This is a genomic window from Aquamicrobium sp. YD-1-mutant5, assembly GCF_059509755.1.
Map to the genome: position 1 here is coordinate 274,989 of NZ_JCAKKP010000004.1, position 18,993 is coordinate 293,981.

The 18,993-nt window shown below is 64.6% G+C and carries 16 protein-coding genes and 1 tRNA gene; 11 read left to right on the plus strand and 6 right to left on the minus strand.

Annotation, left to right across the window (positions count from 1 at the left end):
- The first annotated feature begins 75 nt into the window (after positions 1–75).
- Entirely contained in the window at positions 76–528 is a 453-nt protein-coding gene (locus AC5XE7_RS08990; RefSeq protein ID WP_495365732.1) for a DoxX family protein, read from the plus strand.
- Between the two features lie 116 nt (positions 529–644).
- Entirely contained in the window at positions 645–1,619 is a 975-nt protein-coding gene (locus AC5XE7_RS08995) for a complex I NDUFA9 subunit family protein (protein ID WP_495365733.1), read from the plus strand.
- A 37-nt stretch (positions 1,620–1,656) separates the two neighbouring features.
- Here AC5XE7_RS08995 and AC5XE7_RS09000 read toward each other — a convergent pair whose 3' ends face one another.
- Positions 1,657–2,595 (minus strand): undecaprenyl-diphosphate phosphatase, encoded by a 939-nt coding sequence (locus AC5XE7_RS09000; protein ID WP_495365735.1) that lies wholly within the window; start codon positions 2,593–2,595, stop codon positions 1,657–1,659.
- A 143-nt stretch (positions 2,596–2,738) separates the two neighbouring features.
- On the opposite strand from AC5XE7_RS09000, the gene AC5XE7_RS09005 reads away from it, so the two are divergent.
- The 9 genes from AC5XE7_RS09005 (at position 2,739) to AC5XE7_RS09045 (ending at position 12,724) form a co-directional block, all read left to right on the plus strand.
- On the plus strand, positions 2,739–3,431 hold the full coding sequence (locus AC5XE7_RS09005) for a glutathione S-transferase family protein (protein ID WP_239800277.1): 693 nt from the start codon (positions 2,739–2,741) through the stop codon (positions 3,429–3,431).
- Positions 3,412–4,599, plus strand: coding sequence for a tRNA epoxyqueuosine(34) reductase QueG (queG, locus tag AC5XE7_RS09010; RefSeq protein WP_495365736.1), 1,188 nt, complete (start codon positions 3,412–3,414; stop codon positions 4,597–4,599). Before AC5XE7_RS09005 ends, queG begins: the two co-directional genes overlap by 20 nt.
- 203 nt (positions 4,600–4,802) lie before the next feature.
- Positions 4,803–5,996, plus strand: a complete 1,194-nt coding sequence (cml, locus tag AC5XE7_RS09015) for a CmlA/FloR family chloramphenicol efflux MFS transporter (protein WP_495365737.1) — start codon at positions 4,803–4,805, stop codon at positions 5,994–5,996.
- Between the two features lie 109 nt (positions 5,997–6,105).
- A complete protein-coding gene (locus AC5XE7_RS09020) occupies positions 6,106–7,011 on the plus strand; it encodes an NAD-dependent epimerase/dehydratase family protein (protein WP_495365738.1) in 906 nt (301 codons plus the stop codon).
- A 70-nt stretch (positions 7,012–7,081) separates the two neighbouring features.
- Positions 7,082–8,143, plus strand: coding sequence for a penicillin-insensitive murein endopeptidase (gene mepA, locus AC5XE7_RS09025; protein ID WP_183826607.1), 1,062 nt, complete (start codon positions 7,082–7,084; stop codon positions 8,141–8,143).
- A gap of 125 nt (positions 8,144–8,268) precedes the next feature.
- Positions 8,269–9,294 carry a glucokinase gene (locus tag AC5XE7_RS09030; RefSeq protein ID WP_495365739.1) on the plus strand — a complete coding sequence of 342 codons (1,026 nt, stop codon included), beginning with the start codon at positions 8,269–8,271 and terminating at the stop codon, positions 9,292–9,294.
- A gap of 120 nt (positions 9,295–9,414) precedes the next feature.
- Entirely contained in the window at positions 9,415–11,256 is a 1,842-nt protein-coding gene (locus AC5XE7_RS09035) for an ABC transporter ATP-binding protein (protein ID WP_495365740.1), read from the plus strand.
- Positions 11,253–12,062 carry a 4-hydroxy-tetrahydrodipicolinate reductase gene (gene dapB, locus AC5XE7_RS09040; protein ID WP_495365741.1) on the plus strand — a complete coding sequence of 270 codons (810 nt, stop codon included), beginning with the start codon at positions 11,253–11,255 and terminating at the stop codon, positions 12,060–12,062. Before AC5XE7_RS09035 ends, dapB begins: the two co-directional genes overlap by 4 nt.
- Before the next feature lie 41 nt (positions 12,063–12,103).
- A complete protein-coding gene (locus AC5XE7_RS09045) occupies positions 12,104–12,724 on the plus strand; it encodes a 2,3-bisphosphoglycerate-dependent phosphoglycerate mutase (RefSeq protein ID WP_495365742.1) in 621 nt (206 codons plus the stop codon).
- Between the two features lie 265 nt (positions 12,725–12,989).
- Here the strand turns inward: AC5XE7_RS09045 and AC5XE7_RS09050 are convergent.
- The 5 genes from AC5XE7_RS09050 to AC5XE7_RS09070 form a co-directional block, all read right to left on the minus strand.
- Positions 12,990–13,065 (minus strand) — tRNA-Phe (locus tag AC5XE7_RS09050).
- Positions 13,066–13,638: 573 nt separating this feature from the next.
- Positions 13,639–14,724: a phosphogluconate dehydrogenase (NAD(+)-dependent, decarboxylating) gene (gene gnd, locus AC5XE7_RS09055; RefSeq protein ID WP_495365743.1), complete on the minus strand. Its 1,086-nt coding sequence runs from the start codon at positions 14,722–14,724 to the stop codon at positions 13,639–13,641.
- On the minus strand, positions 14,699–17,041 hold the full coding sequence (locus AC5XE7_RS09060) for a Tex family protein (RefSeq protein ID WP_495365744.1): 2,343 nt from the start codon (positions 17,039–17,041) through the stop codon (positions 14,699–14,701). The genes gnd and AC5XE7_RS09060 overlap by 26 nt, the downstream gene beginning before the upstream one ends.
- Positions 17,042–17,129: 88 nt before the next feature.
- Positions 17,130–17,582 (minus strand): TspO/MBR family protein, encoded by a 453-nt coding sequence (locus tag AC5XE7_RS09065; protein WP_495365745.1) that lies wholly within the window; start codon positions 17,580–17,582, stop codon positions 17,130–17,132.
- A gap of 65 nt (positions 17,583–17,647) precedes the next feature.
- The gene (locus tag AC5XE7_RS09070; protein ID WP_495365746.1) at positions 17,648–18,928 is read right to left on the minus strand and encodes an RsmB/NOP family class I SAM-dependent RNA methyltransferase; all 1,281 of its coding nucleotides are present in this window, start codon (positions 18,926–18,928) and stop codon (positions 17,648–17,650) included.
- Positions 18,929–18,993: the final 65 nt, after the last annotated feature.

Sequence of the window (18,993 nt, forward strand, 5' to 3'; positions counted from 1 at the left end):
TACTCAACTTTATTTCATTTGACCGTGAAGAGGGCTTCAGGCGTTAGGAGCGCCTCCGCAACAGGAAGAAAATTTATGTCCATCACCACCGAAAACGGGCGTCCGCGTCTGATCATTCCCGGCCTCGGCAGCATCTATGCAGCGCTGCATGAAGGCTCGGAAACCCTGCTCCGCGTCGTCACCGGCGGCATCCTTGCCATCCATGGCTCGGCCAAGATCGTCGATCCGTTCGGCGCGGCCGAAATGGTTCAGGGGCTCGGCTTCTATCCCGGCGCCTTCTGGTCCCTGCTTCTGTCGTGCACCGAGTTCTTCGGCGGCATCTTCCTCCTGCTCGGCTTCCTGACCCGTCCGTCGGCCTTTGCCGGGCTGATCGTGCTGCTGGTCACCGTGTGGTTCCATTGGGTCACCATGGGTCAGGGCTATGCGGGCGCCGAGACGTCGATCCTGTGGTCGGCGATGCTTTTCTACTTCGTCATCCGTGGTCCGAACCGCCATTCCGTGGATGCACGGCTGGGCAAGGCGTTCTGATCCGCTGCGATCGGTGGGAGCGACCACCGATCGCACTTTGCCTCGGCCAAGAAACGGACTATGAAGCGGCTTCAGCCAAGCCCCGGCGGTGCCGGGGCGCATAGCCGGAGCCCGTCATGACAGAAATCCTGCAAACTCCCAAACTCGTGGTCGTTTTCGGTGGGTCTGGATTCGTAGGAAGGCACGTCGTGCGCGCGCTGGCGCGGCGCGGCTATCGCGTCCGCGTCGCCTGCCGCCGCCCCGACCTTGCCGGACATCTCCAGCCGCTTGGCAATGTCGGCCAGATTCAGGCCGTTCAGGCCAATCTGCGGTTCCGCAAGTCTGTCGATCAGGCGGTGATCGGGGCCGATCATGTGATCAACCTCGTCGGCATCCTGACTGAGAGCGGGCGTCAGAAATTCGGCTCGGTGCATGAATTCGGCGCCCGTGCCGTCGCCGAGGCCGCCCGTGGCGTCGGCGCACGTCTCACCCATGTTTCGGCGCTCGGAGCCGACATGCAGTCTCCATCCGCTTATGCCCGCACCAAGGCGCGGGGCGAAAAGGCGGTTCGGGACACCGTGCCCGATGCCACAATCTTCCGGCCCTCCATCATTTTTGGTCCCGAAGATCGCTTCTTCAACCGCTTTGCCGCCATGACCCGCTATTCGCCGGCGCTGCCGCTGATCGGCGGCGGTGAAACGCGGTTCCAGCCCGTCTATGTGGCCGATGTGGCAGAGGCGGTGGCGCTGTCGGTCGACGGTGTTGCCGTTGCCGGGAGCACCTACGAGCTTGGCGGTCCGGTGGTGGCCAGCTTCCGTCAGTGCCTGGAGGAAATGCTTGCCGTTGTCGAGCGCAAGCGCCTGCTGGTTCCGCTGCCATGGTGGGTGTCGAAACTGGCCGCTTCGTTCCTTGGCCTGTTGCCGAAGCCCCTGCTGACCCCCGATCAGCTTGAGCAGCTGCGCTCCGACAATGTCGTGTCGCAGGAGGCAGAAGCTGAAGGACGCACGCTTTCAGGTCTCGGCATCGAGGCGCAGTCGATGGCAACCATATTGCCGAGCTATCTGTGGCGTTTCCGCGCCGCCGGCCAGTTCCAGCGCCGCCTGACGGCCTGAGGCAGATATCGCATCAACAGGGCTGACGGAGTTTCCGTCAGCCGACGATGTAGAGGGCGGCGAGGCCGACCGTGCCCACCACCAGCCGCCACCAGCCGAACAGCTTGTAGCCGTGGCGGCTGACATAGCCAAGCAGGCCGCGCACCACGATCACGGCAGCGAAGAAGGCGGCGATGAAGCCGACACCGATGATGTGCAGGTCGGACGCGGAAAGCGCATTCCAGTTCTTGTAGAGATCAAGCGTGAACGCGCCGAGCATCGTCGGCATGGCGAGGAAGAACGAGAATTCCGCTGCCGCGCGCTTGTCCGCGCCCATCAGAAGGCCGCCGACGATGGTGGCGCCGGAGCGCGATGTGCCGGGGATCATGGCCAGGCACTGGAAAAAGCCGATCTTGAGATAGAGCGACAGCGGGAACTGGCTCACCTCGTGATATTTCGGCCTGAGATCGAGCTTGTCGATCCACAGAAGCACGATGCCGCCCAGAATAAGCATCACGCAGATCAGCTTCGGCGTCTCGAACAGCACCGACTTGATGAAGCCGTGCGCCATGACGCCGATGATGGCGGCGGGCAGAAAGCCAATGGCGAGGCCGACCAGCATGCGCACCGCCGGATCTTCGGGAAGCTGGGGCGGCAGGAACAGGTTGGGGCGCCTGCGGCGGACAAGGGCGGAAACGAACTCGAAGGCGCAGCCGCCCATCCAGATCAGTGCCGCAATCACGCCCACGATCACCTCTCCGATGACCTTGAAGCGATCAGGTCTCTTCAGAAATGCCCAGAAGCGGGCGGCATAGACCGACAATATGGCGAGGATGGCGCCAAGCTGAATCAGCACCTCGAAGGCCTTGCCCGTGGATTCGAAGCCGAGAAAGTGCCCTGCAAGCAGGATATGGCCCGTAGAGGAGACCGGAATGAACTCGGTCAGGCCCTCCAGCAGTCCAAGCAGAAGGGCTTCGATGATCGTCTGGTTTTCCATGAGTGTGGATGATCCCAGTTTGCTTGTCAGAACGGCGTTCTGACCCTATAGCTCGCAAAGCTTGACAGTCCGTTGGTTTGGACCGCCATGACTTACCGGCGCGGATATCGATTCGCCAGTGCGCTTTTTTGACCCAAGAGACCATGCTGACGCTTTTTCATCATCCGATGTCCGCCGCCTGCCGCTTCGTCCGACTTGCCTTCGGCGAGTATGGCGAGGAACTGGCTCTTGTCGAAGAGAACCCATGGTCGCGTCGCCGGGAGTTCCTCGCGCTCAATCCGGCCGGCACATTGCCGATCCTGCTGGCCGAGGGCGATGTGCCGATCATAGGTGCGACCGTCATTGCCGAATATCTGGACGAAACGCGCGGCGTCCTGAAACGCGAACGTCGGCTTTTTGCCGAGAACCCCATGGACCGGGCGGAAATCCGCCGGCTGGTCGACTGGTATCTGGTCAAGACCGAGAGCGAAGTGACGCGCCATCTGGTGCGCGAGCGGGTGCTGAAGCCGCTGATGCCGGAGGCCGCCGGCGGCGGTTCGCCCGATTCGGCGGCCATACGTGCAGCCCGCGCCAACATCCGCCAGCACCTGAAATACACCAACTGGCTGGCGGGAACGCGCCACTGGCTGGCGGGTTCGCGCATCACCTATGCCGACTTCGCCGCCGCTGCGGCCTTCTCGGTTCTGGATTATCTGGGCGAGATCGACTGGCGCGAGCAGAACGCGGCCCGCGACTGGTACATGCGGGTGAAATCGCGCCCTTCCTTCCGCCCCCTGCTTTCAGACAGGGTGCGCGGTCTGGCGCCGGTGTCCCATTATGCGGACCTTGATTTCTGACCGGGGGACTTCTCACACGGGCACTTCCGGCGCCGGCAAGCTGCGGGCGCTGATCGACAGGGAAGCCTCGCGCGCCGGCTTCGATCTGTGTGCCGTCACCTCGCCGGATGCGATACCCAAAGCCCCGGAACGGCTGGCGCAGTTCGTCGCCGACGGCTTCCACGGCTCCATGGACTGGATCGCCGAGACGCTGGAGCGGCGCGCCAGCCCCAGCGTGCTGTGGCCGGAGGTGCGTTCCATCATCGTTTTGGCCATGAACTACGGGCCGGACCATGATCCGCGCGGCATCCTGAAGCTGCGCGACAGGGCTGCCATCTCCGTCTATGCCCGCAACCGCGATTATCACGACGTGATGAAGGGGCGGCTGAAGGAGATTGCCGGCAAGATCGTCGCCCGCGCCGGCGGCGACGTGAAGGTGTTCGTCGATACGGCACCGGTCATGGAAAAGCCGCTGGCCGAAGCGGCCGGGCTTGGCTGGCAGGGCAAGCACACCAATCTGGTCAGCCGCACCCATGGTTCCTGGCTGTTTCTGGGCTCCATCTTCACCACGGCCGAGCTGGAGCCGGACACGCGCGACACCGACCGCTGCGGGTCCTGTCGCGCCTGCATCGACGCCTGCCCGACCAATGCCTTTCCGGTGCCCTACAGGCTCGATGCGCGGCGCTGCATTTCCTATCTCACCATCGAGAACAAGGGGCCGATCCCGCCGGAATTTCGCGAGGCGATGGGCAACCGCATCTATGGCTGCGACGACTGCCTTGCCGCCTGCCCCTGGAACAAGTTCGCGCAGACCGCTTCCGAGGCTAAGCTTGCGGCCCGCGCCGACCTGCGCGAGCCGAAGCTGGCCGATCTTCTGCAGCTTGACGACGCCGGCTTTCGCGCCTTCTTCTCAGGGTCGCCGATCAAGCGCATTGGCCGCGACCGTTTCATCCGCAACGTGCTGATCGCCGCCGGCAATTCCGGCGAGCCGGGGCTTGCCGGAGCGGTGCGGGAACTGATCGCCGATGCCTCGCCGCTGGTGCGGGGCGCTGCCGTCTGGGCGCTGTCGCGGCTGGTTTCGGCTGAAGATTTCGCTGTGCTGGCGGGAGAGAGACTGCCTGTCGAAGCCGACCCGCAGGTTCGTGAAGAATGGCGCCCCGTCAAAGGCGCATGGGCAGATGCCTCCTGAGGCGCTGTGAGCGTAGGTTTACTTTTCCGCTCCCAGTGCTTAAGAACCAGTCTGCAATTCAAGGGCATTACGATGAACAAGGTCGAAATCTCAGACAGATAAGCCGCAACAGCTTGCTTTTGCTGTTGCGGCCTTTGCCCGACCATCTCCATTTGCGTCAGCAAGGCCGCCGCCGATTGAACCCGATTAGCGGATAAGCCTTCATGTTTTCCAATCTTTCCAGATCGTGGAGCTATACGCTCCCGTGGGCGCTCGCCCTTATGGCGCCTTTCGACATCCTCGCCTCGCTGGCGATGGATATTTACCTGCCGGTTATTCCGGAAATGCCGACAGCACTTGGCACCAGTCCAGCCGTCATCCAGCTCACGCTCAGCCTTTACATGGTCATGCTGGGTGCCGGGCAGATCGTATTTGGCCCCTTGTCCGATCGCCTCGGCCGCAGGCCGGTTCTGCTCGGCGGGGCCATGGTCTTCAGCCTGGCTTCGCTGGCGCTGGCACTCACCGCAAACGCCTGGGTCTTTGTGGGGCTGCGCTTCGTGCAGGCCTGCGGGGCTTCGGCGGCGCTGGTGGCCATGTTCGCCACCGTGCGCGACGTTTATGCCGATACCGATGACGGCCGCATCATCTACAGCCTGTTCGGCGCCATCCTCGCCTTCGTGCCTGCGATCGGGCCGGTTGCGGGGTCTCTCATAGCCGTGACTTTCGGCTGGAGGGCGATCTTCCTGTTTCTGGCGGTTGCGGGGATGGCGGCTTTGGTGCCGGCCATATTCGGCTGGCACGAAACGCATCGGCCTTCGCGACGGGGCCGGCGGGGTCGCTTCGGCTATGTGCTGCGCGACAGGACATTCTGGGTCTATACGCTGGGCTATGGCAGCGCCATGGGCACCTTTTTCGTGTTCTTCTCGACCGCACCGCGCGTGCTGATCGACAAGGCAGGTCTCACCCAAATGCAATTCAGCCTCGCCTTTGCCAGCGTGGCGGTGGTCATGATCCTTGCAACCCGGATCGTACCGCGCATGGCCGGGCGCTGGGGCAACGCGCGCGGCCTGACCTGCGGCATGGTCCTGCTGGTCACTTCGGCGGGGGCTCTGCTCATCGGCCCGTTCTGGGCCTCCTCGCCCGTGGCCGCATTCATTCTGCCCATGTGGGTGGCTGCGGTCGGGATCGTCTTTACCGTGTCTGTCAGCGCTAACGGTGCGCTGCAATCCTTTGGGGATCAGGCCGGAACGGCGGTCGGGCTCTATTTCTGCATCCAGAGCCTGATTGTCAGCCTGATCGGCACCGCCTTCGTGGTACTTCTGGACGGAGCGAGTGTGTGGCCACTGGCCGGTTTCGCCACCTTCATGCCGCTCGTGACCCTCATGGCGCTGGCGTTGCTCCAGCGGCATCCTCGTTAAACCAGCTTTGCCCGGTTCCGTGCCTGATCGCGCGGGCCCGGGTGGCTGCTTGCGCAGCGGCAGGCAACGGGGCTACCAACGACGACCAGTGATCGGAGCCGGTGCAATCATGACTGTCGGACAGGTTTTCATCTTTGGCGCCGGCTATTCGGCCCGTGCTTTCGCCAGCCTGTGCGGGCCGGACGTTTCCGTCTGGGGCACGACGCGCTCGCCCGAAAAATTCGATCTGCTGCGCTCCTGCGGCATCAGCCCGCTGCTGTTCGACGGCGAACTGACCCCGGAAATCGTCGCCCGGCTCAGGGAAACGACACATCTGGTCGTCTCGATCGCGCCGGACGAGGGCGGCGATCCCGTGCTGAATGCCGCGCGCGCGACGATCGCCAGCGCCATGCCGCACCTGCGCTGGATCGGCTATCTCTCGACGGTCGGCGTTTATGGCGACCATGGCGGCGCGTGGGTGGACGAGACGACGCCGTGCCGGCCGGTATCGCGCCGCTCGGTTCTGCGTGTCGATGCCGAGCAGCAATGGCTTGAGCTGGGCGACGCCACTGGCATCCCGGTCGCAATCCTGCGTCTGGCCGGCATCTACGGTCCCGGCCGCAATGCCTTCATCAATCTGCGCGACGGCACGGCACGGCGTCTGGTCAAGCCGGGACAGGTCTTCAACCGCATCCATGTCGCCGACATTGCCGGTGCGCTGACGCTTCTGGCGGGACAGAACAGAGGCGGCATCTTCAACGTCACCGATGATGAGCCGGCCCCGCCACAGGATGTGGTAAGCTACGCGGCTTACCTGATGGGCGTTCAGCCTCCGCCGGAAGTGCCGTTCGATCAGGCCGAGCTGACGCCGATGGCACGATCTTTCTATGGCGAGAACAAGCGTGTTTCCAACAGGGCGCTCAGGGCGGCGGGGTATGATTTCCGTTTCCCGGACTATCGGACGGCCCTGCGCGCGCTGTGGGATCACGGCAACTGGAGCGAAGGCTTATCGCGCAGCAAAATGCGTTTGCCTTGATCGCGGCACAGTTCCCGACATTATGTGATTCGCGAATTTGCGGTGCAGGGCACCGGACCGGAGGCAGGCCATGCGGAAAATCTGGACGAGAATGATGAAGGGCGCTGCGGCGATTGCCGCGTTTTCCATGCTCGTTTCCGCACTTCCGCAGCAGGCCGGCGCGCAGGAACTGGCCAAGGACCTGTTCGGCTCGCACCGGTTGCCCGCCGCCACGAAGCCGCAATCCATCGGTTTCTATTCCAAGGGCTGCTTTTCAGGCGGCGTCGCCATCGCCACGGACGGGCCGACATGGCAGGCCATGCGCCTGTCGCGCAATCGCCGCTGGGGCCATCCGGCGATGATCTCGCTGATCGAGAAGTTCTCGCGCGACGCGGTGCAGGATGGCTGGCCGGGGCTTTTGCTGGGCGACGTTTCGCAGCCGCGCGGCGGCCCCATGCTGACCGGCCATGCCTCGCACCAGATCGGGCTCGATGCCGATATCTGGTTCACGCCCATGCCGGACCGCCGCCTGACGCCGCAGGAGCGTGAGAACATGTCGGCCGTGTCGCTCATCGATCCGAAAACCCGCAGGGTGATCGAAAAGCGCTGGACGCCGGCCCATGCCCGCCTGCTGAAGCGTGCTGCAAGCTACGGGGAAGTCGAGCGCATCCTCGTCCATCCCGGCATCAAGAAGAAGCTCTGCGACACGGTAACGGGAGACCGCACATGGCTGCGCAAGATCCGGCCGTTCTGGGGCCATGACTATCATTTCCACATCCGCATCGGATGCCAGCCCGGTTCCCCGGATTGCAAGCGTCAGGAAACGGTGGCGGCGGGCGAAGGCTGCGACAAGTCGCTGGCATGGTGGTTCACGGAAGAGCCGTGGCGGCCCAACAAGAACCCCGATGCGCCGAAGGCCCGCGACGTCATGACCATGGCGTCCCTGCCGAAGGCCTGCCTCGCTGTGCTGCAGGCGCCGGATCCGGTTTCGCTGGCGTCCGTCACCTATCCCGGCGGTGGCGCGGCAACGATCTCGAAGGCCGATCCGATTGCGGCGCTGGCGGCATCCGGTGGTCTGCCTGCCGCGGCGAGTGCTTTTGCGCCGACGCCCGAAATCGGTGTGCCGGTGCCTTTCCCACGCCCGGTCAACTGACGCTCAGGCTGGCAATCATCGCAGTGGCTGGCATTAAATCGTTTTAACCGGCGACGAAAACCCGTTTTCCTTTTTCAGGCCATGCGCTAAACCGCATGGCAACGAATGAGAGTCCGGGGATTGCGATGACGGATTCAGACGCTGGTGCAATGCGTTTCGCATTTCCGGTGCTGATCGGTGACATAGGCGGCACCAATGCCCGGTTCTGCGTCGTTCGCGATGAGACAGCAGAGGCGGGCGAGCCTTTCATCGTCCGGACAGCCGATTTTGCCAGCGTCGACGACGCGATCCGCGCCACGGTGCTGCAGGATGCTTCGCTGCGACCGCGCACGGCCATTCTGGCTGTCGCAGCCCCGATCGAGGGCGATGACATTCCGCTCACCAATTGCCCGTGGATCATCCGTCCGAAGCGCATGCTGGCCGATCTGGGGCTGGACGATGTGGTGTTGCTCAACGATTTCGAGGCGCAGGCACTGGCTGTCGCGGCCCTCGGCCCTGAACACATGGAAAAAATCGGTGGCGGTGAGCCCGAGCCGGGTGCGGCGCGCGTGGTGCTGGGGCCGGGCACAGGGCTCGGTGTCGCCGGTCTCGTCCATGCCTTTGGCGGCTGGGTTCCGGTGCCGGGCGAGGGCGGGCATGTCGATCTGGGGCCGCGCACGGCGCGCGACTACGAGGTTTTCCCTCATCTGGAAACGCTCGACGGTCGTGTTTCGGGCGAGGATGTGCTGTGCGGGCGCGGTCTGGTCAATCTCTACCGGGCCATTGCGCGGGCCGATGGCAGGCCGGCCGCGCTGACGACCCCTTCCGATATCACTGCCGCCGGGCTGGCGCGAAGCGACACCATTGCCGCCGAAACGCTGGACATGTTCGCCACGCTGCTTGGCCGCGTTGCCGGCGACATGGCGCTGGTGTTCAAAGCACGGGGTGGTGTGTTCCTCAGTGGCGGCATTGCCCAGAAGATCGTGCCGGCGCTGAAAGCCGGAAGCTTTCGCGCCGCCTTCGAGGACAAGGCGCCCCACAATGCACTGATGCGCAGGATCCCCGCCTGTGTCGTCAGCCACCCGCTTGCCGCCCTTGCCGGGCTGGCCGCTTTCGCCCGGGCGCCAGCGGGTTTCGGTGTCGAAACGCAGGGGCGGCGCTGGCGGGTGTGACCGGGAGATGCCCCCGCCATTTTTCAGCACCGACCATAGGCAAACGCCCACAAAAGCTCTAATAGGGGGCCGGGCGCCATCCGGCGTTCTCAGACGCAGATATACGCAGCGGATCGTGTTTTGACCGTCGGCAAGAAAAGCAACAAGCCCGAGCCCGGTGAAGTCATCGCCGTTCTGAAGCGCATCTTCGCTGAGAACGGCCGTGAGTATGTCGGGCACTACACCCTCACCGTCATCTGCCTGCTGATCTCGGCCGCCACCGCCGGTCTTGCCGCCTGGATCATGCAGCCGCTGGTCGACGAGATTTTCGTGGCGCAGCGCTATGATCTGGCGCCCCTGATCTGCGGCGGCATCATCGCCATCTTCCTCATCCGCGGTCTGGCCACCTACGGCTATTCGGTCACGCTGGCGAAGATCGGCAACAATGTCGTGGCGCGCTATCAGAAGCGGATCTTCCAGCATCTGATGCGGCTCGGCGTCGATTTCTTCAGCGACACCCGCTCGGGCAGGCTGGCGGCGCGCATCAACGAGAATGTCGCCGGCATCCGCGATCTGATGAGCATGACGCTGCGCGCCGTTGCCGGCGATCTGGTCACGCTGATCGGCCTGATCGGGGTGATGGTCTGGCAGCAGCCTTATCTCGCGGCCTCGATCCTGATTATCGGCCCGCCGCTGGTGTGGGCGGTGAATTATATCATGCGCCGCGTCAGGAGCGTAACGCGCGAATCCGTCAACATCAATTCGCATCTGATCGGCGCCATGCAGGAAGCCGTTCAGGGCATCGCCGTGGTCAAGGCCTTCACCATGGAGGATCAGCTTTCGGCACGAATCGGCCAGTTGGTTGATCAGGCGGAAGGCCGCTACAACAAGATCGCCCGCGTTTCGGAGCGGCTCGGGCCGATCACCGAAAGCCTTGCCGGCTTCGCCGTGGCAAGCGTCATCGGCTACGCGTCCTACAAGGCCTCCACAACCAATCACCCGCCGGGCGATGTGCTGGCCTTCATCACCGCTTTGCTTCTGGCCTATGACCCGGCCCGGCGGCTGGCGCGCACGCAGGTCAATGTCGAGCGCGCTCTGGTCAATGCGCGCATGATCTATGAAATCCTCGACCTTGAGCCGAGGCAGGGCGATGCGCCCGACGCGGCGACGCTTTCGGTCCGGCAGGGCGAGGTCCGCTTCGAGGACGTGTCGTTCTCCTATGCAGCCGGGCAGCCCGTGCTGCATGGGGTGAGCTTCACCGCCGCACCGGGCAGAACCACGGCCATCGTCGGCGCTTCGGGGGCAGGCAAGTCCACGCTGGTGGCATTGCTGCAGCGCTTCTACGATGTGGACGGCGGGTCGATCACCATCGACGGGCAGGACGTGGCCGCCGTGACCAAGCAGTCGCTGCGCCGGTCGATCGCCTATGTCTCGCAGCAGCCCTATCTGTTCGAGGGCTCGATCCGTGACAACATCCGCTATGGCCGTCCGGACGCCACCGATGCGGAAATCGAGCTGGCCGCACGGCTTGCCGCGGCCGATGACTTCATCCGCCAGCAGCCGCAGGGCTATGACACAGAGATCGGCGAGAATGGCGCGACCCTTTCCGGCGGCCAGCGCCAGCGCGTGTCGATCGCGCGCGCCATGGTGCGCAATGCGCCGATCCTGCTGCTCGACGAGGCGACATCCGCGCTCGACAATGAATCCGAAGCGCGGGTCCAGCAGGCGCTGAACGAGGCGATGCGCGGCCGCACCACCATCGTGATCGCCCACAGGCTGTCGACCGTGGTGAATGCCGACCACATTGTCGTGCTCGATCAGGGCAGGGTGGTGGAGCAGGGCACCCACAAGGGGCTGATGGCTGATCCGGGCAGTGTCTATGCCCGCTTCTTCCGCTATCAGGGCGACAACGGGCTGGGTCTTGTCGGGGACGCGGCTGACACGGACGGCACCGAACTGGAAGTAAAGGGAAGCGACATATGAGCGATATGGGTCTGGTCGTCGTCGGCGCAGCGGGCCGCATGGGGCTGGCGCTGGTGCGCGCTGTCCATGAGACCGCTGGCGCGCGCGTCGTTGCGGCCATCGAGCGGCCGGGTTCGGAAGCGATCGGCAAGGACATCGGCGAGCTGGCAGGCCTTGGCCTCAGCGGCGTGAAAGTCAGCGACGATCCGCTGGCAGCCTTCGCGAAGGCTGACGGCGTGCTCGATTTCACGGTGCCGTCCGCCAGCGTGGAATTCGCTGGCTATGCCGCGCAGGCGCGCATCGTGCATGTGCTCGGCACCACAGGCTTTTCAGCGGATGACAACGCCCGCATTGAAGCTGCGGCGCGTCACGCCACCATCGTGAAGTCCGGCAATATGAGCCTCGGCGTCAATCTGCTGGCGGTGCTGGTGGAACAGGCGGCGCGTGCGCTGGCTGCCGGGGATTTCGATATCGAGATTCTGGAAATGCATCATCGCCACAAGGTCGATGCGCCCTCCGGCACGGCCCTTCTGCTGGGCGAGGCTGCTGCCACCGGACGCGGCATTCCGCTCTCCGGCAACGATGTGCGGGTGCGCGATGGCCATACCGGTCCCCGCGATACCGGCAGCATCGGCTTTGCCTCGCTGCGCGGTGGTTCGGTGCCGGGCGATCATTCGGTGATCCTCGCCGGCAATGGCGAGACGATCACCCTTTCCCATCACGCGCAGGATCGGGCGATCTTCGCGCGCGGTGCGGTGAAGGCGGCATTGTGGGCGCGCGGCAGGAAGCCCGGCCTCTATTCGATGCGCGACGTGCTCGGCCTCTGAGCCGGACCGTTTCGCGACAACGCAACTGTTAAGGAGCAAACATGTCCGGAACCCTCGTGCTCGTGCGTCATGGCCAGAGCGAATGGAACCTGAAGAACCTGTTCACCGGCTGGCGCGACGTCGATCTGACCGAGCAGGGCCATGGCGAGGCGCGCGCTGCCGGGCAGAAGCTGAAGGAGCGCGGGCTGAAGTTCGACATCGCCTTCACCTCCGATCTGCAGCGCGCCCAGAAGACCTGCCAGCACATTCTCGACGCCGTCGGCCAGAGCGATCTGGAGACGGTTCGCAATCAGGCGCTTAACGAGCGCGACTATGGCGATCTCGCCGGCCTCAACAAGGACGATGCCCGCGACAAGTGGGGCGAGGATCAGGTGCATGTGTGGCGCCGCTCCTACGATGTTCCCCCTCCCGGCGGCGAGAGCCTGAAGGATACCGGCGCGCGCGTCTGGCCTTACTACATGCACGACATGCAGCCGCATGTGCTGCGCGGCGAGACGGTTCTGGTCGCCGCCCACGGCAATTCGCTGCGCGCCCTCATCATGGCGCTGGACGGGCTGACGGGTGAAGAGGTGGTGAAGGTGGAACTGGGCACCGGCGTGCCGATCATCTACCGCCTGAATGCCGATTCCACCGTGGCGTCTAAAAAGATTCTCGACCGCTGAAAGCAGCCTTGCTGAAGCAATGAACCGAAGCGCGGCCGGCGAAACTGAAACGTCGCCGGTCGCGCTTTATTGCGAGAGCATTTCTGCTTTTCTCCGAATCGCAGAAATGCTCTATCTCTTTGTTGTGGAAGCATTTATGCGACGCCAGATGTTTCCATCTGGCTGCAAAATGCGCGAGTGAGGCGCGTCACGTGTGGCGGGCGATCGCAAAGAGGCGCGACCATCAGTCGTGAGCGGTCCAGAAAATGTCCTGAGAGGGGAACAGTGGTGCCCAGGGACGGAATTGAACCGCCGACACTGCGATTTTCAGTCGCATGCTCTACCAACTGAGCTACCTGGGCCGATCTCGGCAGGGCATGGAAACTCTGCGAGAGCGCGTGGGTTATAGCACGAGATTCTCGGCTGTCCAGCCGCCTTGAGGCTATTTGCTGCCTCTTTTCTTCGCTTTGTCGCCCTGCCTGTCGAATTCTGCATGGCGTGTCACAACGAGATGCTTCCAACCTGCTGGAATAAAAGCAGAAAATGGCCGCGCCGCAGTCTCCCGGCCCTTGAAAAGCCGCTATTGGAGGTTAGCTTTTCAGCCATGTGCATGGAAACTTTCATACGAATGACGAGGCTTGCCGGCAAAGCACGGCACATGGCCCGGGGCGAAGCGACTGAATCCTGACGGCCGCGCTCTTTTCGCACCGGGACAAGCCTGAAAGCGGCTCATTCCCCGCAGCGCCTTGCGTTGCTCAGAAGGAGCGTTTCCATGATTTCCATTCAGAACGACCCCGTTTGCAGAGGCTGCAATCGCGATCTGCCGCGCGCGGCATCGCGCTGTCCGTGGTGCTTTACGCCGGTCCCGTACGGGGGAGGCGGGCCGCGCAGGCCCGTCCCTCATGTGCCGCCGATGAGGTGGTGAGGCGGCAGCCTCAGCCCTTCTTCTCGAAATGGCCGCCGAAGGCCAGCCGCATGGCGGAGAGCAGCTTCTCGGCATAGACGGAATGGCCCTGCGAGGCGAAGCGGCTGTAGAGGGCCGACGACAGCACCGGCGTCGGTACGCCGGTGTCGATGGCGGCCTTCACCGTCCAGCGGCCTTCGCCTGAATCCGAGACGCGCCCGCCGAACTGCGACAGTTCGGAATCGTCGGCCAGCGCATCGGCCGTCAGGTCGAGCAGCCATGAACTGATGACGCTGCCGTGACGCCACACTTCCGCGACCTGCCCGACATCGATGTCGAACTGATAATATTGCGGTTCGGAAAGCGGGCTGGTCTCGGCATCTGCGCTGCGTTCCTGCTTGCCGGCATTGGCGGCTTTCAGGATGTTGAAGCCCTCGGCATAGGCGGCCATCATGCCGTATTCGATGCCGTTATGGACCATCTTGACGAAGTGACCCGCACCGCTCGGGCCGCAATGCAGATAGCCGCGCGCAGCGGTTCCGGGCGCGCTGTCATCGCCGCCGGGGGCGAGCGTGGCGAAGACGGGATCGAGCTGACGCACCGATTCATCCGGCCCGCCGATCATCAGGCAATAGCCGCGCTCCAGCCCGTGCACGCCGCCGCTGGTGCCGACATCCACGAAGCTGATCTGTTGCGCCGCGAGGCGCGCGGCCAAATCGACCGCGTCGCGGTAATTGGAATTGCCGCCGTCGATGATGGTGTCGCCGGGCTCCATGAGGGCGGCGAGCTGCTCCACCACGCCGCCGGTGATGGCGGCCGGCAGCATCAGCCAGATGTGGCGGGGCTTGTCGAGCTTCGCGACCAGCTCCTCCATGGAGGAAGTCCCCACAGCTCCTTCGCTCGCAAGCGCCGCGACGCTCCTGGGGTCGATGTCGTGGACGACGCATTCATGACCTGCGCGCATCAGCCTGCGCACCATGTTGCCGCCCATACGGCCGAGGCCCATCATTCCGATCTGCATGACCAGCATCCTTTGGCAATGCCGCCGGCGAAACCGTGCCGGGGCCAGATTTGACTCCCGAACCCCCTGCTTATTTGCGTCGCATCGCCTCTGCAAGGGCGGCGCCGAATGCGCCCTGCTGGGGTATGCCTTGACCGGCCCGGTCGGGTTTGGGCTTGGCTGCGGAATGGGAGCCGCGCCGGCCCGTATTGTCTCGGGCATCGTCATTGTGACGCCGCTCCTGCTGCGGGGCTCCGCCATCCTTGCGCATGGAAAGCCCGATGCGCTTGCGCTTCACGTCCACCTCGACCACGCGCACCTTCACCACGTCGCCCGCTTTCACCACTTCATGCGCATCCTTGATGAAGCGGTCGGCAAGCTGCGAGACATGCACCAGACCGTCCTGATGCACGCCAATATCGACAAAGGCGCCGAAGGCCGCGACATTGGTGACGGTGCCTTCCAGAAGCATGCCGGGCTTCAGGTCCTTGATGTCGTCCACGCCCTCGGCGAAAGTCGCGGTGCGGAAGCTGGGTCGCGGGTCGCGGCCGGGTTTCTCCAGTTCGGAAATGATATCGCGCACAGTCGGCAGGCCGAAGCGCTCGTCGGCGAAGACGCGCGGATCGAGCGCCTTCAGAGCAGCACTATCGCCCATCAGCGCGCGCACGTCGCGGCCGCAGGCCGCCACGATCTTCTTGGCGACGTCATAGGCCTCCGGGTGGACGGCGGAGGCGTCGAGCGGCTCGGAACCATCCGGAATACGCAGGAAGCCGGCGCATTGCTCGAAGGCGCGCGGCCCGAGGCGCGCCACCTTCAGCAGTTCCTTGCGGGTGGCGAAGGGCCCATTGAGATTGCGGTGCAGCACGATGGCTTCGGCCAGCGAGGTGCCGAGGCCCGACACCCGCGCCAGCAGCGGGGCCGACGCCGTGTTGAGATCGACGCCCACCGCGTTCACGGCATCCTCGACTACGGCGTCCAGCGCCTTTGACAGCCGGAACTGGTCGACATCGTGCTGGTACTGGCCGACGCCGATGGATTTCGGCTCGATCTTGACCAGTTCCGCCAGCGGGTCCTGCAAGCGGCGCGCGATGGAGACCGCGCCACGCAGCGACACGTCGAGATCGGGAAATTCGGCGGCAGCCGTCTGCGATGCCGAATAAACCGAAGCGCCGGCTTCCGACACGATGACCTTGGTGGGCTTCGGCGCTGTCCCGGAAGCCGGCATATCGGACAGCATGTCGGCGACCAGCCGCTCCGTCTCGCGGCTGGCGGTGCCGTTGCCGATGGCGATCAGCTCCACACCATGTCTGCGGATCAGCGACGACAATTCCGCCTGCGCGCCGCGCAGATCGTTGCGCGGCTGGAACGGATAGACCGTGCTGGTGGCGAGCACCTTGCCGGTGCCATCGACCACGGCGACCTTCACACCTGTGCGGATGCCCGGATCGAGGCCCATGGTCGCGCGCGAGCCGGCGGGGGCTGCCAGCAGAAGGTCCTTCAGGTTGCGGCCGAAGACGTGGATCGCCGCTTCCTCGGCCCGCTCACGCAGGTCGCGCATCAGGTCGAGCGACAGGTGCAGCGACAGCTTCACGCGCCACGTCCAGCCGGCCACTTCGGCGAGCCAGAGATCGCCCGGAAGCGTGCGGCCGATGGCATATGCGTCGCAGATCATGCGCACGGTGGGGAGCATCGGCGAGGTGTCGTCGGCATCGACTTCTATGTCGAGCGACAGCACCTCCTCGTTGCGGCCGCGCAGCATGGCGAGCGCCCGGTGGCTGGGCACGCCGGACCAGCGCTCAAAATGATCGAAATAGTCGGAGAATTTTGCACCCTCTTCCTGCTTGCCGTCCACCACGCGGGACCGCAGCACGGCGCGTTCGTGCATGTAGCCGCGCAGGCGGCCGACGAGGTCGGCGTTCTCCGAAAACTGCTCGGCGATGATGTCGCGCGCGCCCTCAAGTGCTGCCTTCACGTCCGCCACCTCGTCGGTGATGTAGGCAGCGGCCAGCTCGGCCGGCACGGCGGCGCGGTCGGCAAGGATCGCTTCCGCCAGCGGGCCAAGGCCGCGCTCGCGGGCGATTTCAGCCTTGGTGCGGCGCTTCGGCTTGTAGGGAAGATAAATGTCCTCAAGCTCGGCCTTGGTGGCAGCGCCTGCGATCTTGCCTTCCAGTTCCGGCGTCAGCTTTCCCTGCTCGCGGATGGACGACAGGATGCTGTCGCGCCTTGCATCCATCTCGCGCAGATAGGCAAGCCGCTCCGAAAGCGTGCGCAATTGCGTGTCGTCCAGCCCGCCTGTCGCTTCCTTGCGGTAGCGGGCGACGAAGGGCACGGTCGCCCCGTCGTCCAGCAACGTGATCGCCGCCACGGCCTGATCGGGCCGTGCGTTGATCTCGGCGGAAATGATCGCTGCGATGCGCTTGATGTCGGTCTTCATGCCTGTCCCGGAATCACTGATGGGCCGCGAACATAGAACATGCGCGGCAAAAGAGGGAACCGTTTCCGGGGGCGCAATGGGAAACCCCTCAGTTCAGCCGCAGGATGGCGGCGTTGAGCAGCGTGGCGAAGCTCACCCAGGCGAAATAGGGCAGGAACATCCAGGCCGAGGGCGGGTCGGACTTCAGGGTTCGGGCAATGAAGATGCCGATGGTCCAGAGAAGCAGGACGATGATGATGATCGCGGCAGCAGGCGCATGGGCGGCAAAAAACACTGGGGACCACGCGAAGTTGAGGGCCATCTGGGCAAACCACAGCTTCATGTCGATGCCGGCCGGCTCACGTTGCCATGTGCGCCAGCCGACGATGGCGATCAGGATGTAGAGGATCGTCCAGACCGGAGCGAACAGCCAGTTCGGCGGATTGAAAGACGGTTTGGCAAGCCCTGCATACCAGTCGCCGGGCGGCGTCGCGATGCCGATGAACATGCCGATGCCGACCACGGCAACGAGGAAAACGCCAAGCGACAGATATTTGTTCACGATCGGCCCCTGAGATGGCAGGCAATGGCGCCTGCCATCTCAAACTGGGGCGCGGGCGGCAACGATCAAGTGCGGCGCAGGGCGCAGAAGTAAAAGCCGTCGGTTCCGGTGCGATCCGGAGACAGGGAAATGCCCGTCCCGATGCCGACGCGGTCCTCGTGGCCGGGGAAATGCCGGTTCCACAGCTTCGAATGGTCTTCCGGCGCGAAGCCCGGCACGCGGCCCAGAAAGGCTTTGACCTGTTCGCCATTCTCTTCTGGGAAAACCGAGCAGGTGACATAGGCGAGCAGGCCGCCCGGCTTCACATAGGCGGCGGCGATGTCGAGGATTTCGGCCTGTTCGGCGATGCGCTGGTCGAGCTGCTGGCGCGTGAGCCGCCATTTGGTGTCCGGCCGCCGCCGCCATGTGCCCGAGCCGGTGCAGGGCGCATCGACCAGCACGATGTCCATGCGCCCTTCCAGCGGGGCAAGCTCACTTGCTCCGGCGGCGAGCTGAATGTTGCGGCTTCCGGCGCGCTTCATGCGCTCCACGATCGGTGCAAGACGGGGTTTCAGCGCATCATGGGCGAAGACCTGGCCCTGATTGCACATGGCCGCCGAAAGGGCGAGGGACTTGCCGCCGGCACCGGCGCAGTAATCCAGAACCTGCATGCCGGGGCGCGCGTCCGCCAGTTCGGAAACGATCTGCGAGCCCTCGTCCTGCACCTCGAAGAGCCCTTCGGCGAAGGCCTCGCCGGACTGCACGTTCGGATGCCGGCCGCTGCCTTCGATCGGCGCAATGCGGATGCCGTGCGATGCGATTTCGGTGGCGGTCGCGCCCGTGGCGGCAAGCGCGGCGAGAACGGCGTCGCGGCTTCCTTTCAGCAGGTTGGCGCGCAGGTCGAGCGGCGGGCGGCGGGCAAGGGCTGCCGCTTCGCCGGTCCAGTTTTCTCCGAAGGCCTGTTGCAGCAGGGGCGCGCACCAGTCCGGGCAGTCGGCGCGCACCTCGTCGGGCATATCGGCGGACAGTTTTTCGCGCAGGATTCGCAACTCGGCATCATCCAGCGGCGGGGGAGCGAATTTGTCGCCATCCAGCATGGCGTTGATGCCCTCGGGCGTCTCGCCCCATTCCAGCAGAACCGCGCCGATGGCGAGCGCACGCGGGTTGCCGCTGTCGAACAGCCATGCGGCGGAGCGGCTGCGCCTCAGCGCGTCATAGACGATGTTGCCGATGGCAGCCCGGTCGCCGCCGCCGGCGAAGCGGTGGGCAATGCCCCAGTCGCGCAGCGCATCGGCGGCCGGCCTTTGCCGCCCCTCGATATCCGCCAGCACTTCCATGGCTGCCGCCAGCCTTCCGCCCATGCGCATGTGATGTTCGATCCGTTCGTGAAGCTCAAACAGGGTCTAAGCTGCCGGATGCAGCGGCACAACCC